A 16424-nucleotide genomic window follows, 5' to 3' on the forward strand; every position below is an offset into this window, starting at 1 on the left:
AAATGGTCTATTCTTTTGTTTGTAAATTGTCGTTTCCAACAACATACTTACGCTGTCAATTCAATATGTTAATGAACTTTTTGTTTCTTTGCAAAAGCATTTTATTACCTTAGCGGGTGCAAATATAAACCCTTTTTTAATTCTTACAACACTATTTGATTTTATTTTTAAAAACTTTCTAAAACCTAAAAACAATACATTTTCTATAAGAACAGCGCCAAACATAATGCGCTTAGCGAATGCAAATATACAATACTTATTCTATTCTAAACTAACCTTTTTTAAGATTTTTTATTCTTATTTTTTATTTAATCCTCTATACCTTATAAATGAAAGTGTTAGATAATAAACTATTTGCTACATATACATAATACCCTATTTATAGTGTCATAGATACAAAGGCTATCGCAAAGAGTATACTCAAATTATTAAAGAAAAAAGTTCCAGACAAGCCCAAAACGTATCGCAAAATCCCTATAAGGATTATTCGGTGCAGAGAAATAATTATAACCCGTAAATGAAGAATTAAAATGTTCCGCCTTCAAGAAAATTCTTGTTTGTCTAATCTTAGCATTAATAAAAAAATCTAGCCTAGGGAAACCACCTAGTGTAGTTTGATCTTGAGAATAAAATTCTGCTAGTAACGGATCATATCCATCCATGTAATAATCAGTGAAATAATTGAATGTGATTCCTGTTTGTAGAAACAGCGCCTTTTTTTTAAAGAAATGATTTGAATAATAAAACGTATTTCTAACTACAAACTCCGGTAAATTAAGAGATTGAGTATCGTCGTCTACCTTTTGATATAAGATTGAATTATCTAAAGCAAATTTTCCAAACTTTAATTCCTTGTCTAGTCTTACTTTAAAAAATTTAATAGACTGATTTAACTGTTCTGGTCTAATCAAATTGTCATCTCCACCTCGTGAGAAAAATGAAAAATTATCAACAACGACATACTCAGCAGATATATCCAATATAGATTTAGAGTTAAATTCTGCTTTTAAATTTGTACTATTCTGGTTCTTAAAACTATCAACATTATTCCAGTTATAATTTATATAGTCACTTTGGTACAATAAGAGATTATAATTAGGAGAATTTGAAATATGCCCAATATCAGTCTTAATATGCATATCATCATTAACATCATAAACAATTTCAGATAAAAAATAATGGCTATCAAATTGACCAACAATGTTGGCACCCACATCAGTAATTAATCTAAAGCCTCCAAATTGATTTGAGTAATGTCCCTCTAAACTAATAACTTTGTCTTTAATTCTATTAATTATTTGTTGACTATTTAAAATAGTGACTTTATCATAGCCATAATTAATATCATTATAACCAACTCCAAAACTAATATCTCCTATTATAGGTTCTCTGTACTTAATTAAAACCTCAGTTTCAAAGTTTTCGATAGTTACCCTATCTCGAATATTAGATTGGTTAAATGAGTCTCCGAAAAAATCTGAGCTTGCCGTCTGATCAAACTGAAAATATTTATCTTCAAAAGCAATACTATTTTTAATTGATAATGATCTATTGATTGAATCTTTCTGAGGTATTATTATATACTCCTGATTTAAGAAGAATCGTTTACCAACCAAAGTGTTTTCAGCATTATCAAAATTAGGATCAAATACAGATCTATCTATAAAATTTTGATCTCCTGAAATAAAATTTGAAATATCTTCGTTATTTAATCCGCCATTTTCTTGATTTAACAAATCTTGAGTTACAATATGTGTTCTGGCTGAATATCGATTGTTTTTAGATTTAAAACTCGAAGTAAATCGCAAATTACCAGTACTAGTTAAAGCCTGTTGATAATTACCTAAAGACCTCATGCCTTTGTATGCGATTGAAAAATTAAATTGTCTGGATGTATTCACAGTAAAAAGAGCATCCAATAATTGACCTTGTTGAAATGCTGTTTTAAAAAACAACTCTGTTAAAGGCGTTGGAACCTCATAGTATTTCACATCCTCAACTTCCAGATAGTTAAAATGTCTTCCTCGAGCTCCAAACAAGGGTAAAAGATTAGTTGAACTAAAATCTTTAGTTAAACTGTTATATGTCTGGCCTAAATTGGCAAATTGGATTAGACCAAAATTATCCTTTCTTAAATAATTGAATTTATATTCTTTTTGAATCGTTAAAGATGTGTCTAATACTTCTACTTGATTATTAGCATCTATAATTTTATATTGATCGATAACGACGTCTTTCGACGAGACTTTATCTTTTTGACTTTTCCTGAAGACTAAGGAATCATTATTTGTAGTGGGATTTTTAACACTCTTAGTAGAGGATTTCAATTTTTGTGGTAACTTTTCTTGTGCACCACTAATTAAACATAGCAACAAGAAAAAAGAAACGATCGAGGTATGTCTAATCATATGATAAATTGAAAATCAAAAATAATTATTAAATAAGACAAAAACTTATTATGTTTTGTTAAAACAAAAAAAGACCGAGAAAAATTCCCGATCTTTTTTTAAAAACTTTAACTTATAATACTAAGTCCTACTGCTTAGTCAAAATAAATTGGTAAGGTCCAAAATTTCCTAATGGGCCGTCAGCAATCATAACTGCAGGAGACTCTGTATAAGATGTAACTTCTACAACCATATCAGCAAAATCACCTAGATTTAATGGGTCTGAAAACGTAATTGTTCCATTACAAGTATCTAAGGTAGCCGTCGAACCGTCTACAAAAAACTGATTGAATCCAATAGAATTAGTAAGTATAAATATTGTCTGTGTTAAATCAGTTGGATCCAAACTAATTTCAACCTGGTAACTTTCACCAAAGGCAGCTGCCAACGACAGACCTGCATTTACTCCCGAGGTAAAAACTTCATCAACATCGTAAGTACCTTCAATTGCAGCTACATCCAAAGGACATGGCGTTGAAATTCTATAGCTAACAATGCTATTACTCAAACCAACACCCACCGAATTTATATCAGTACTTGTTATAACCACGTCAAAGATGACAACCTCATTTAGCTCTGAAACTCCTGAAAAATCCAATTCAATATTACCAACGAAAGGACTTCCTTCGGCAGTAGCTTGAGCAGCCGGTAAGCTTATACTTGTTCCAGTAGTCAATATACTGTTAAAGTCACCCTGAACTGGCTCAATAACATAGTTTATAGTGATGCCATCTTGAAAGTTAGGAACTCTAACACTAACAGGCAAAACAACTTGTTCTGTAATTATTGTTATTGTTTGTCCAGATGTAGGAGTCGCAAACTCAACCCAACCTGTAGTAGGATCATTAGAAAATCTTGCATTATCGTCGTCACTATCGCAACCCAGAACCAACACTAAACACAAGATTGGAATTAATTTTATTATTTTTTTCATAATTTAAGTTTAAAGTTAGTTATTCTACTATACAAAAATCTGTTGACTCCTCAAAACCAAAGTTTCCGGCGCCAGAAGCATAAGAAACAACGGTTTGAGCCGCACAAAACAGATTGTAAGTTCCTTGAAAATTACCATCATCAAGTCCATCACCAAAAGAATCAGAGACAGTAAGTGTATAGCAACCTGGAGCTAAAGATATGTTAGTAATAATCTCATCACCCGAAGTACCGTCACTATAAGGTCCTCCTGACTCAACAACCGCACCAGTATCATCAGTAATCTCAAATGAGGTTTCTGACGCAAAGTTATCAGTTACAATACTTAATTTAAGATCAGAACATGGAAAAGTCGTGATATCAAATTGCTTCAGTACAAAAAATGTCACTGGAGGAAATGCACTCCCCTCAAGATCTACCTCAACCTGAAATCTATACTGCGTGAAATCTATCAAATCAGCATTATCAAAAGTTAAAGCTAATGTTCCCGTGTACTCTCCAGCTGGTATATTAATTACACCGACAGCTAAATTTGCCTCTGGAAGAGGTAACCACGTATCTGTTGAACCTGGAACTAGAGGTAATATCTGCACATCATAAGTTCTAGACTCTGTTGATACAGTTGTAGATGTTACCACAATTGTAGATACAATACCTTCTTCAGGAATCGAAACCTCAACAACAGTATCCTCAAAACCGATGGCCGTTGAACCATTAAAAAGGACAGGCTCTGTATCTTCACATGATGTGAATAACACAGCCAGAATTAAAATTTTTATTATATTTCTCATAATTTATTTTTTAAAATTAATAACCAGCTGCCTGGCCTATATTAGGATTAGCATTAATTTCGACTGTTGGAACAGGAAAAATCCATCTCTCAGAATTTATAGCAAGCTCACAAGGAACTGCACCAACGCAATCTGACGCATCACGATCAATACCTATATTCAACACTGATTTCATACGTTTAATATCAGTATACCTGTGACCTTCATACGCTAATTCCAAACGTCTTTCAGCTAGAATATCCACAAGAGCCGTTTGAATGCTAGTATGTGAAGGCATTACCGCAGACGTATTTCTAATCGAACGAACAGCAAAGACATCATTCTGTGACAACACACCGAACTGCATTGTTCTTGCGTACGCCTCAGCTCTTATTAAATACGCTTCAGAAACCCTCATAGCCTTAAAATCATTAATTGCTTGTTCATCAGTATTAAGTCCGTACTTACCAACAATAAACTCATTATCATCAGGGACACTTGCTGGATCAATATTTACAGTTGAACGAACATCAGAATCCTCTAATAATCCTCCCAATTCATTAGACATTTCCATAAATGGTCCTGGTCCATTAAAATTCCAAGTAGAGAATAAGCCTAAATTAGCACCTAGTGCACTGTCATATTTCCAAATAACTTCAACAGTATTAGCGTCGTTTCTATACATCGCCAAATATTGTTCTGCATTAGCTAACGGATAATTTGCTATAATATCACCAGCAAAATTAATTGCTCCAGGATAATCACCACTCTCTAAAGCTATTCTAGCTCTCAAAAATGTGACAAAATCTGCTGTCGCAAAATTAATATCATTAGTACCTACTGGCAAAAGGGCCAATACATTATCTAAATCTGCTTGAATACCTATAAGAACCTCACTTGTGGTATTTCTAGCTGGTAATGCTACAGCCGAAACATAATCTACGTAAGGCACCCCTAAAGCCGAATCATCTAAAAAATTAAAACCATAATACAATAACAACTCATAATGCATAAGTGCTCTAAACGCATAACACTGCGCTAAAATATTATTGTATTGATCCACCTCAAGAGTACCAGGAGTTATAGCTGAAGCAGCTTCTAACAATCTATTAAAATCATTAATTGCCCCATAACGTGAAGCCCATAGACCACGGTCACCCGTATCTGCATTCAATATCTGATTATAAGTATTAAGCTCCTGTCCACCATTATCATAACCCAATTTAATGTTATCTGTGAATATCGAGTTGAATGCAACTAATTGGTTTGGAGAATAGCCATTTATTGCACCATTAAGTCCAAGTTGCAGGTCTCCTACAGTTCTATAAGCTGTTTCTTCTACTAATGAATCAACAGGAGTTCTCTCCAATTGATCACTACAGCCCATAAAGACAATAGTAAAAGCCATTGTTAATATTAAAAAATATTTTTTCATTTCAATTTATTTTTAAAAAGTTAAGTCGAATCCTAAAGTAAATGTTCTTGGCACTGGATAATCAAAAAATCCACCTGACCCTGTACCTTCTGGGTCAAACCCTCTCCACTCAGTCCATGTAAACAAATTGGTCGCTTGAACAAATACACGAACACCTGTAAACACGTTAGTTTGTTCTAAGATCTTACGGTCTATATTATAAGATAGAGAAACGTTTCTTAATCTCAAGAAAGACGCATTTTCTAAATATCTGTCACCACTCACTGCTCTTAAACCACCATTAGATAATGCTGGAATATCAGTAATTTGTCCTGGAGTTGTCCAAGCGTTTAACATCGTAACCGATTGGTTCGCAAATCCAGCTAATCCTCCATCCTCAGTAATTGCTAAAGATGAATTCAACTTATATAAATCAGCTTGAAAAGAAAATAATGTATTCAAAGAAAAACCTTTATATCTAATATCAGTTCCAAAACCACCTGTATACGTCGGGTCAAGGTTCTTATCTAAATACACCGCATTAGCAGCACTAAAAGTATTAGTCAAATTACCCTCTACATCTAAATATAATGGTTCTCCATTAGCTGGATTTACTCCCGCCCAACGTGGCAAAAACCAAGTACGCGCTTGTCTTCCCTCAGCAGTTCTTAAAGTATTACCTATAAATCCACCTGGCAAGCTTGTTACTTCATTTTTATTATAGTTACCGTTAGCGGTTAACGTAATATCCCAAGGATTAGAATCTGTCTTTCTTAAGATATTATATGAAATCTGCAAATCAATACCTCTGTTATTTAACTCACCAACATTAGTTTCTACATTACTAAATCCAGTACCTGCAAGAGACAAAGGTTTATCAGCAAACAAATCAGTAGTTGTGTTGTTATAAACATCCAACTCACCACTTACGCGATTCTGCCAGAAACCGAAACTCAAACCAATATTCGTTTGATTCGTAGTTTCCCACTTAATTGCAGGATCTATTAACGCTCCTAACACATATGAATTAGCATTTTGATAACCTGAACCAGAACTCACCGTTTGTTGACCAATATACCTGTTGTTGAAACCTAAATTTTGATTTCCAACAACACCATAACTAGCTCTCAACTTTAGAGTTGATAACCAATCTGCGTTTTCCATAAAGCTTTCGTTGTCAATATTCCAACGACCTGAAACTGACCAGAATATACCATCTCTATTTTCTATAAATCGTGAAGTTGCATCATTTCTTATAGAACCTGAAAGACCGAAACGCCCATCATAATCCAAATCTAAAGTTGCAAAAACAGACGCCAAGGCTAATTCTGTTTCACTCGAACCAACGTCTGGTATATAATTATAAACATCACTATCATCACCTTCAGTCGCTGAACCAGATGTAAACCCACTACCTGATCCAGGTAATCCAGGATTTAAACCAAATGCTCTGTAGAAATCAAATTGTCTGTTGTTGTAGTTATATTCACCATACACCGCAGCATTTAAATTTAGCTTTTCAGTAATGTTATTATCATATCTGATAAATGCATTAGCAATCATACTCATATCCCTAAAAAACTGCTCTGTTTGAGATCCTCTAAACTCTGAAGCTAGATTAGGCGTGTTAATACCTCTAATACTAAGAGGTGATCTTATATCGATAAGTTCCTCGTTGGTATAATCTAAACCAAAAGATGCACCCCCTGTTAAATTTTTTGCAAAATTATAATCTGCAAACACACGAGCAACAACTTTAATTTCGCGCTCTTCATCTGTATTAAGTGCCGCTGTGTTTAAAGCTAAAAAAGGTGTATTTAAAAAACCTGCCGCACCATCAGCATCTAGTGTTCCATCTGCATTATAAGCTCCAGAACCACCAGCACCTGTTGGACCTGTACCCCATATATTAATGGATCCATCAGGGTTGTATGGTGATAAGTATGGTAAGCCAATATAAGGCACAATAAATGGATTATCTAACTGACCACCTGTATTACCACCTCTCGCTGCATCAACGACAAAATTACTTACAGAATAATTCAACGTAAGATTTGTACCAAAGTTGAATTTTTTATCTGCAGAAGTCGTGTTAAAATTATTTCTAAATGAAAAACGTTTTAAACCACTACCTATAGTTATTCCCTCTTGCTCGTAATATTGAACTGAAGTAAAGGATGTAGATTGCTCTCCACCAGTTGTAACTGTAATCTCATGAGATTTTGTTTTTCCATTTCTAAAAAATATATCAGTCCAATCGGTATTAGTTTGTCCTGCAACACGCGCAATATCAGCGTCGCTCAAGGTATCACCATATTGGTTACCTGGCAATAAATCTCTTTGAAATGTCAAGAATTGAGAAGCATTCATTACATCAAATCTAGCTTGAGGCTGCACAGCAACTCCATATAGACTTCTGTATTGTACTTTAACACCAGATCCTAATTTACCCGTCTTTGTAGTAATCAAAATTACACCACCAGCACCTCTGTTACCATAAATAGCTGTTGCTGCTGCATCCTTTAAAACTGACATTGTTTCAATATCATTCTGGTTTAAACTACGAAAGTTATCCTGATCTACAGGAACCCCATCAATAATAAATAGTGGCTCTACATCCCCATTAAGTGATCCTCGACCACGTATTACAATTGTAGCACTTTGCCCTGGCTGCCCTGATCCCGTATTCACGTTCACACCTGCGGCTTGACCTTGTAATAATTGATCAATTGAATTAATTGGAATTTGCTCAATAGACTCTGAAGACACCGTTGCTATTGCAGAGGTTATCTTTGAGCTATTGGTAGCTCCAGCGTAACCAGTAATTACTACCGTTTCAAGCTGGGCTAAATCTTCTGCCATGGCAAGATTCAATGTTGAGCTTTGCCCAATTTTCTTTTCTGACTTTTTCATACCAACAAAGCTAAAAACTAGTGTTTCACCAGTACTCGCTTTAATGGAGTAATTACCATCAAAATCTGTTTGAACTCCTCGTGAAGTTCCTTTTACTATTACACTTACACCAGGCAACGGAAGTCCGTCTGCAGCCGATGTAACTGTTCCTGTGACCGTTTTCTCTTGTGCGAAAGAGAGTTGCATCACAAACGCCATAAATAGCGTCATTAACCATGTTAACTTTAATTTCATAAAACAATTATTTGAGTTAGTCTTCCGCAAACATCTTAATAATATATTAAATAAACAAGTATTTATGCTAAAAAAATGTTAACAAACAATTAATTCTCACAAAGGGTTTTCACTAACTTAAACCTTAGTGTTACTAGTAATTAGATACATAAATTGGAAATAGGTTGCGTTAAAATTTTAACTTTGTTCAAACTTTAACATTTTGAGACTTAAATCTTCGTTTTCCCAATTTCATTTAGAATGTGGCACAGATGAAGCTGGACGCGGGTGTTTAGCTGGTCCTGTGACCGCTGCAGCTGTGATTTTACCAAAGGGTTTTCAAAATTCTATGATTAATGATTCGAAGCAACTTTCAGAAAAAAAAAGAAATCTATTGCGCCCAATAATTGAAAATGAAGCCATAAGTTATTCGTTTTCAAATGTATACCCATCTAAAATTGACAGTATCAATATATTGAATGCTTCCATTCTAGCCATGCACAAATCTATAGAGCAACTTAAAATTTCTCCAGAGTTTATTATTGTTGATGGCAATAAATTTAAACCATTTCATACCATTCCTTTTGAAACCATTATTAAAGGAGACCGTAAATACCTTTCTATTTCTGCAGCTTCCATTCTAGCAAAGACATATAGAGATGACTATATGAATAAGATTCATGAAGAATTCCCCATGTATAACTGGAAAAAAAATAAAGGTTATCCCACAAAAGAACATAGAAATGCTATTAGAAAATTTGGAATAACAAAATACCATAGAAAAAGTTTTAGATTATTACCAGAACAATATCAATTGGACCTCTAACTTTTTATATTTGTAAAAATATTTTCAATGAAAAAAATTTGGTTTGCCTTTTTTTGCTTTTTATTATTTTTTAATTGTGAGAACTCTAAACCGGAATCACTAAGCCTATTATCATTAGTTCCAGAGCAGACAGAAATCTTAATTAAAATAAACTCTTCTGAAGGTTTAGCAAATGGATTAAAGAATAATGCACTAATTAATGAAATTGTAAACTATTCTCAAATTAAAGATTTACAAACTTTACTCCTTCCTTTATATGAGATCAACAAAAAACAAAGTTTAATTGCTCTCTCTAAAAACAGCAATGACAGTTTAGAAATCAGTTATATAATTCCGCTATCTAAAGAAAGCCCTTCTCTTGACTCTATTGACGGTTTAAAAATAGATTCTGTTTATAATACGTTTGGAATACATAAATTAGAATACAACAATCAGACTTTTTACAGCGTCATAAAAGACAGCATTCTATTTGCCTCCAACACACTAGCAATAGCAAAAAAATCTCAAAACCCAACTGTCGTTAATTCAGAAATAGAAACCCTTTATAACGCTTCAAGTGGTGATAAAATGGTGTCAATACTCATAAATCACAATACCTCTTTTTTTAATCCGAAACTATTTAAAGACTCCTCACTTAATGCCATAAAGTTCTCCAAATACACCATGCTAGAAGGTGATATTTCGCAAAACTCAATACTATTCAACGGAATAACTAAGGCGAATGACTCTACAGAAAGTTTAATTAATATTTTCAAAAACACAATCCCTCAAGAAAACAAAGTAGCCTCTATTTTACCTTCAAATATCGAAAGCTTTACAAGTTTAACTTTTGATAATTATGACCGTATCAAAAATAATTTACTGCGGCATCACCTAATTGATACTTCCAATGCAACAAATTTTAATTTTCATAATATTATTGAGGTTTGTCAAGCGAAAACAAAAACACAAGAAGCAGCAATTATACGATCTCTTGACCCATCTGTTACGCTTGACAATTTAAGTGCGAAAACAATACATGATACATACAGAAATATTAGTATTTTTACTTTAGAAAACAGTGCGTCATTTTTAATTGATTTCAAATCTATTTTAAATTTAAAACCGCCAAAGCACTTTATTTCTATTGATGACTTCTTTGTGTTCTCAGACGATATTGATTTTTTAAAATCAATCATATCAAGCCATCAAAATAATGTAATCTTATCTGAAACCGACTCCTATAAAAATTTAAAACTGAACCTAAGTGATGAGTCATCTCTATTAATTTACGGAGATTATGAAGAATTAAACGCGATATTGAATCTTAATTTTACTGACGACAAAAAATTAAACATTTCAAATTATAAGTCCTGTGCTGTGCAGTATGTTTACGAAACAGATTTCGCACATATTGTCGCAGTCTTTGAAACTCATAAGGATAAAAGCAACAATAATTCAGTCACCGAAGAATTCAATATTTCTTTAGATGCTGAGCTTTTGACCACACCACAATTAGTTAAAAACCATACCAATAATCAAATGGATATTGTAGTTCAAGACGTAAACAATAACCTATATCTCATATCAAATCAAGGAAAAGTCTATTGGAAAAAACAGCTTCCTGGAAAAATACTAGGAGAAATCAATCAAATAGACACCTATAAGAATGGAAGACTGCAACTCGTATTCAATACTTCTAAACGCCTTTATGTTTTAGATAGAAATGGCAAAGATGTAAACCATTTTCCTCTAGACTTTAATGACCAGATAACGCAACCTGTATCCGTATTTGATTATGATAAGAAGAAAAAATACAGACTCATGATTACACAAGGAAAATCTGTATTGATGTATGATAAGAATGGAGATATTGTTAAAGGTTTTAAATACAGAAAGGCAGATAACCTGATTACATCTCAACCAAAACATTTTAGAATTGGCAGAAAAGATCATATTGTTTTCGCACATGGCAACACGCTTGAAATTTTAGATCGTGTGGGACAACCAATAACAAAATTAAATGAGCAGATTAGTTTTTCTGAAAACGAAATCTATTTGTACAACAACAGTTTTACCACATCAAATACAGATGGAGAACTTATACAGATAAATTCAAGAGGAACAGTTAATCATAAAAATCTGAACTTAAATAGCAACCACAAAATAACAACTACAAGTAAAACGTTTGTATCGTTAAGCGATAATAAACTAACGATAAAATCTAAGACGATAGAATTAGATTTTGGGGACTATACGGCTCCTAAAATCTTTTACATCAATGATAAAATTTATGTTACAGTTACCGACCTTCAGTCTAAAAAAGGATTTCTTTTTGACAGTCAAGCAAAACCAATTGCTAACTTTCCTATCTATGCAAATTCTCAATTAGAACTAAACAACATCGATAAAGACAGTGCATTAGAAGTCATTACAAAGGGTGATAATAATGCGATTATTGTATATGAAATTCAATAGAAACAAGAGGACTAAAAATGAAGCAAAATACGCTTGTATTTAGTATCAACATGTACCAAGCCTTTTTTAGTATTTTTTTATTTTAAGACCTTAAATTTTAGTAGTATTGTGACTCTAATTATAGATTATGATTAAACGTAACAAAGCCTCGATTTCTAAATGTATTCTTCATAAGGTTGGCAACAAATTTAACAGCACTAAAAATGCTTTTTCTGAGCAACCAATTGATTTTGAGGAGATCAGTTATGATTTAATGCTTCCCTATTTACTGAGACCTTTCACTAGTCTTGCAGAATCTTATAGATTTAACCATCACTCCAACGTTGATCTTAATGAGATCAATAGTTATGCCTCTCAATTATTACAAGATGACACAAATTTTGTAGATATTTCAAAACATATTGTAACGCATTTATTTGAGCAATCTAATTCCTCTCAAATAAAAACTGGAGATGTTATTGTTTGCATGTTCCATGATATTCAATATGAAGATTATCAAACCGATGCCATCGGTATTTTTAAAATAGAAAATAAATCTCATTTCTTTCAAACGTATTTAGAAAAAGGGAGTTATGATATCGTTGCACAAAAAGGAATTGCGACTAAAAAAGTAGATAAAGGTGTCTTAATACTAAATGCAGCTGACGCTGAAGGCAAAATCGTACTTAGTGTCGACAACAACAACTATGATGCCCAATATTGGATTAAAAGCTTCTTAAACATTAAATATCCTGATGATTCTAATCAGCACACAAAGAATTATATCGAAATGTGCCGAGACTTCTCAAAAGAGATTATGCAACCTCAATTTGGCGGACAACAACAAAGCAATTTCTTAGCTAAAACAGTCGATTTTTTTAAAGAAAATGAGATTGTAAATGTTGAAACGTTTAAGGAAGAAGTTTTTGATGAAGAAGACACGATTCAGTTGTTTGAAGATTACAAAAAAGTATATGAAAGCGACCACAACATAGTCCTTAGAAACCAATTTGATGTTTCTGAAGTTGTCTTAAAAAAACAAAAGCAAAAGATTAAAACAGAGATAAAACTTGACACTAACATACAAATTAAACTTGATGTTGATGCTCCGGATGCCTCTGCCGAATATTTAGAGCGCGGTTATGATGAAGAGAAAAAAATGCACTTTTATAAAGTGTTTTTTAATGAAGAAGCTTAAGAATTAAATTTAAAAAATGTATTTTTTTAAAAAAAAACCGATATCAAAGCACGCTTCAATAAAAAATTTATCTACACTATTTATTCTCTTTTTCTCATTATTAGCAACTGCTCAAATACAATATGAAAAAGGCTATATCATAGACAACAGTGATAACAAAACAGAATGTTTAGTACGGTTTTTGGACTGGGATAATAATCCAGAAAAGTTTGAATACAAATTAACGGAAAACGGAGACATAATAACGGGTGATGTGAATTCAATTAGCAAACTTGAGATATACAATAAAATTATATTTGTTAGCAAAACTGTAGATATTGACATCAATACTTCTAAGTCAAATGAATTGAATAAAAATCCAGAATTAGAACTCACTAAAAAAAGAATATTTCTTCATCTTTTAGTTCAAGGAAAAGCAAATCTCTATTTCTATAATGATGCAAATACTAGACGCTTTTATTATCAAATGGATAGTAAAGAAATTATCCTTTTAGAATATAAGAAATATATTAGAGATGATAATAGAATTGCTAAAAACGAGAACTACAAAGGAGAATTGTGGAATAATCTAAAGTGTTCGTCCCTAGATCTAAATAGTATTAATAAAGTAAAATACAAACAAGCCGATTTAATAGCAATACTTGAAACTTTTAATTCATGTAAAAATGAATTAACATATACTTTCAAAAGGGAGAAACGAAAAGATGTTTATAATTTAACACTTCGTCCTGGTATTAATTTTTCGTCATTAAGCCTTGACAATCCTGGAACTAACCAAACACTGATAAGAGACTTAGACTATGATCAAGAAGTGTCAATTCGATTTGGAGTACAATTAGAATACATGTTGCCAACTAAAAGAAGAAAATGGTCTGTAACCCTAGAACCAACTTATCATTATTATAAAACAGAAAAAAATTACAGTACTATTCCAAATTCTGAAAGCGGTCAATCGGTTACTGCCACAGTAGATTATTCATCAATCGAAATTCCAATTGGGATAAGACATTATAGTTTATTAAATACTGATTCTAAGTTATTTATAAGTGGATCTTATGTGTTAGATATATCTCTCAAAACAGATATAGTGTTCTCTGAAAGTTTGAAGTATAAAGGAGATACTGGAAATAACCTAGCCTTTGGAATAGGCTATGTTTTTAAAGACAAATATAGTATTGAAGCTAGATTAAATACGAGTAGAGAATTATTGAAAAATTTTGATGAAGCTAGTGGGGATTTTAAAAGTTTTTCATTGATTTTTGGTTACACAATTTTCTAAACTTAAAAGGCGCTTAGGTGTATCAATTGGCATTAATAGTCGTGTTTTTCGCTTAATTCACAAATCAAGGCATTATAAAAAGAAAAGGCACTTTTATAAAGTGTATTTTGATAATTAATGATAGAAGAAAAAAAGCAGTGATTTTAAACAAAGTCTGCTTCAAAAAGCACTTTAAAATGCTTCAATAGCTTTTCTTTAACCTCAGCTTCATTTACTTTTTTAACCCCTAGCTCAATATTCAAAGACGTCACTGCTTTACCGCGAATTCCGCACGGGATAATATGATCAAAATAACCTAAATCTGCATTGACATTAAGCGCAAAACCGTGCATGGTTACCCATCGACTTGCTCGAACTCCCAAGGCACAAATTTTTCTAGCAAAAGGCGTCCCAACATCTAGCCAAACACCTGTTTCTCCTGAACTGCGTTCGGTTTTTAAGCCATATTCCTCCAAAGTAAGAATAATGACCTCTTCAAGAAATCTGAGGTATTTATGTATATCTGTAAAGAAATTATCTAAATCTAAAATAGGATACCCTACAATTTGACCAGGCCCATGATAGGTAATATCTCCTCCTCTATTTATTTTATAGAAGGTTGCTCCTTTTTGAGTAAGCTGCTCTTTAGAGAGCAATAAATTAGATAGGTCTCCACTCTTACCTAAAGTGTACACATGAGGATGCTCAACAAACAGAAAATAATTATCCGTTTCTAATCCAGCATCCTCGCGTCTATTCTTGATTTTTGTTTCTAAAACACCTTTAAAGAGTTGTTCTTGGTAATCCCAAGTCTCTTTAAAGTCTTTAGTTCCTAAATCTTGGAGTTTTATAACTTTATTCATTGAATTCATCTTGACCTTTAGTTTTAAACCGAAAAGTTTGGTATTTGTGCTGTAAAGCAGGTGTTTTTTCTCAACATAGCACCGCTACATTTATAAAAAACAAGGAAATTAAAGTGCAAACTAGAAATTTTGCAGGTAAAAGAAAAAGTGAAGATAAATTCACATTATTTATCTTCTAAAACAACTTCAAAATCCAATACCTCAGGATCTTTAAGCATGTCCATAAATCCAACTTCAAAAGTAACAGTTTTTCTGTCCTCACTATACATAGCACCTTCTTTAGAGAATGATTTTACAGCTCTAGGAAAATGGTAATTGATTTTATATTTAGACGCACCAAACATCGCAGCAGACTGACCTATACTGTCTATTGACTGGGCATGTAATTCTTTGTCTATAACTTTAGAAAATCGTTTAAAAACAGTCCCATCAAAAGAATAACTAACCGCTGTAGAACCATCCTGTCCCATACCAGAAAAAGGACTTGATGGTGAATTTTGAGACGCTCCACCTTGACCTTGTAAGTTGCTAAAGCTATTCATCGCTTTAAACATGTCCTGAAGTTTATTCGCATCTTTAAAATCTGTAGTTAAATCAAAGACCATTTTCTTTGTTTCAGGATTCATTTGTATGTGCATCTTAAAATCCTCTAATGCCATTATTTTTTGTTGCTCTTCAGGAGATAAATTAGCGATGCTGTCTCTATTTTCTCTAATAAAATCCTTGAAAACTATCGTAGAGTCCATCACTTTATCCATTCCCTTTGCAGCTTCTCCATCTCCCATTTGAGAAACCATTTCCATCATTTCTGAGGCGTCCATAGAAAACTCCATTTTACCGCTTCCGTCCGCATTGATATATATGTTTTCAGAAAACTGACAACTCGTAAGTGTCAATGTTATAGCGCATACTATACCTGTAAAAAACTTATTCATTTCAAACTATTTAATGATTTACTACTACAAAGATACGGTTTTATCTCTCGGGATTATTTAGAATTATTAGTGCTGCGATCACACCGGGAACCCATCCACAAATCCATAATATAAAGACAATTAGGATAGAACCGCAACCTTTTCCTATAACAGCTAAAGGCGGACAAATAATAGCGAGAATAACTCTCCAAAAACTCATATTTAAGTATTTTAATGAT

At 32.8% G+C, this 16424-nt stretch carries 12 protein-coding genes; 4 read left to right on the forward strand and 8 right to left on the reverse strand.

What is annotated here, in order from left to right; all coding sequences use genetic code 11:
• Positions 1–428: 428 nt before the first annotated feature.
• The 5 genes from H593_RS0105325 to H593_RS0105345 all read right to left on the reverse strand — a co-directional run bounded on the left by H593_RS0105325 (position 429) and on the right by H593_RS0105345 (position 8711).
• Entirely contained in the window at positions 429–2327 is a 1899-nt protein-coding gene (locus H593_RS0105325; RefSeq protein ID WP_169338348.1) for a putative porin, read from the reverse strand.
• A gap of 208 nt (positions 2328–2535) precedes the next feature.
• The gene (locus tag H593_RS0105330; RefSeq protein ID WP_028871487.1) at positions 2536–3381 is read right to left on the reverse strand and encodes a hypothetical protein; all 846 of its coding nucleotides are present in this window, start codon (positions 3379–3381) and stop codon (positions 2536–2538) included.
• A gap of 19 nt (positions 3382–3400) precedes the next feature.
• Positions 3401–4171 (reverse strand): hypothetical protein, encoded by a 771-nt coding sequence (locus H593_RS0105335; RefSeq protein ID WP_028871488.1) that lies wholly within the window; start codon positions 4169–4171, stop codon positions 3401–3403.
• 16 nt (positions 4172–4187) lie between these two features.
• On the reverse strand, positions 4188–5585 hold the full coding sequence (locus tag H593_RS0105340; protein WP_028871489.1) for a RagB/SusD family nutrient uptake outer membrane protein: 1398 nt from the start codon (positions 5583–5585) through the stop codon (positions 4188–4190).
• 12 nt (positions 5586–5597) lie between these two features.
• Complete coding sequence (locus H593_RS0105345; RefSeq protein WP_028871490.1) at positions 5598–8711, reverse strand: SusC/RagA family TonB-linked outer membrane protein; 3114 nt, start codon at positions 8709–8711, stop codon at positions 5598–5600.
• 202 nt (positions 8712–8913) lie between these two features.
• Between H593_RS0105345 and H593_RS0105350 the strand changes: the two genes are divergently transcribed.
• The 4 genes from H593_RS0105350 (at position 8914) to H593_RS0105365 (ending at position 14429) form a co-directional block, all read left to right on the forward strand.
• Positions 8914–9516: a ribonuclease HII gene (locus H593_RS0105350; RefSeq protein WP_028871491.1), complete on the forward strand. Its 603-nt coding sequence runs from the start codon at positions 8914–8916 to the stop codon at positions 9514–9516.
• A 27-nt stretch (positions 9517–9543) separates the two neighbouring features.
• Positions 9544–11973 carry a hypothetical protein gene (locus tag H593_RS0105355; RefSeq protein ID WP_028871492.1) on the forward strand — a complete coding sequence of 810 codons (2430 nt, stop codon included), beginning with the start codon at positions 9544–9546 and terminating at the stop codon, positions 11971–11973.
• Positions 11974–12100: 127 nt separating this feature from the next.
• Positions 12101–13150, forward strand: coding sequence for a nucleoid-associated protein (locus tag H593_RS0105360; protein WP_028871493.1), 1050 nt, complete (start codon positions 12101–12103; stop codon positions 13148–13150).
• A 16-nt stretch (positions 13151–13166) separates the two neighbouring features.
• Positions 13167–14429, forward strand: coding sequence for a porin family protein (locus H593_RS0105365; RefSeq protein ID WP_028871494.1), 1263 nt, complete (start codon positions 13167–13169; stop codon positions 14427–14429).
• A 143-nt stretch (positions 14430–14572) separates the two neighbouring features.
• Here H593_RS0105365 and lipB read toward each other — a convergent pair whose 3' ends face one another.
• The 3 genes from lipB to H593_RS20430 all read right to left on the reverse strand — a co-directional run bounded on the left by lipB (position 14573) and on the right by H593_RS20430 (position 16405).
• Complete coding sequence (lipB, locus tag H593_RS0105370; RefSeq protein ID WP_028871495.1) at positions 14573–15271, reverse strand: lipoyl(octanoyl) transferase LipB; 699 nt, start codon at positions 15269–15271, stop codon at positions 14573–14575.
• 164 nt (positions 15272–15435) lie between these two features.
• Positions 15436–16206, reverse strand: a complete 771-nt coding sequence (locus H593_RS0105380; RefSeq protein WP_028871496.1) for a hypothetical protein — start codon at positions 16204–16206, stop codon at positions 15436–15438.
• A 40-nt stretch (positions 16207–16246) separates the two neighbouring features.
• On the reverse strand, positions 16247–16405 hold the full coding sequence (locus H593_RS20430) for a YqaE/Pmp3 family membrane protein (RefSeq protein ID WP_084142278.1): 159 nt from the start codon (positions 16403–16405) through the stop codon (positions 16247–16249).
• Between the last annotated feature and the right edge of the window lie 19 nt (positions 16406–16424).

The organism is Psychroserpens burtonensis DSM 12212, from assembly GCF_000425305.1.
Lineage (GTDB): Bacteria > Bacteroidota > Bacteroidia > Flavobacteriales > Flavobacteriaceae > Psychroserpens > Psychroserpens burtonensis.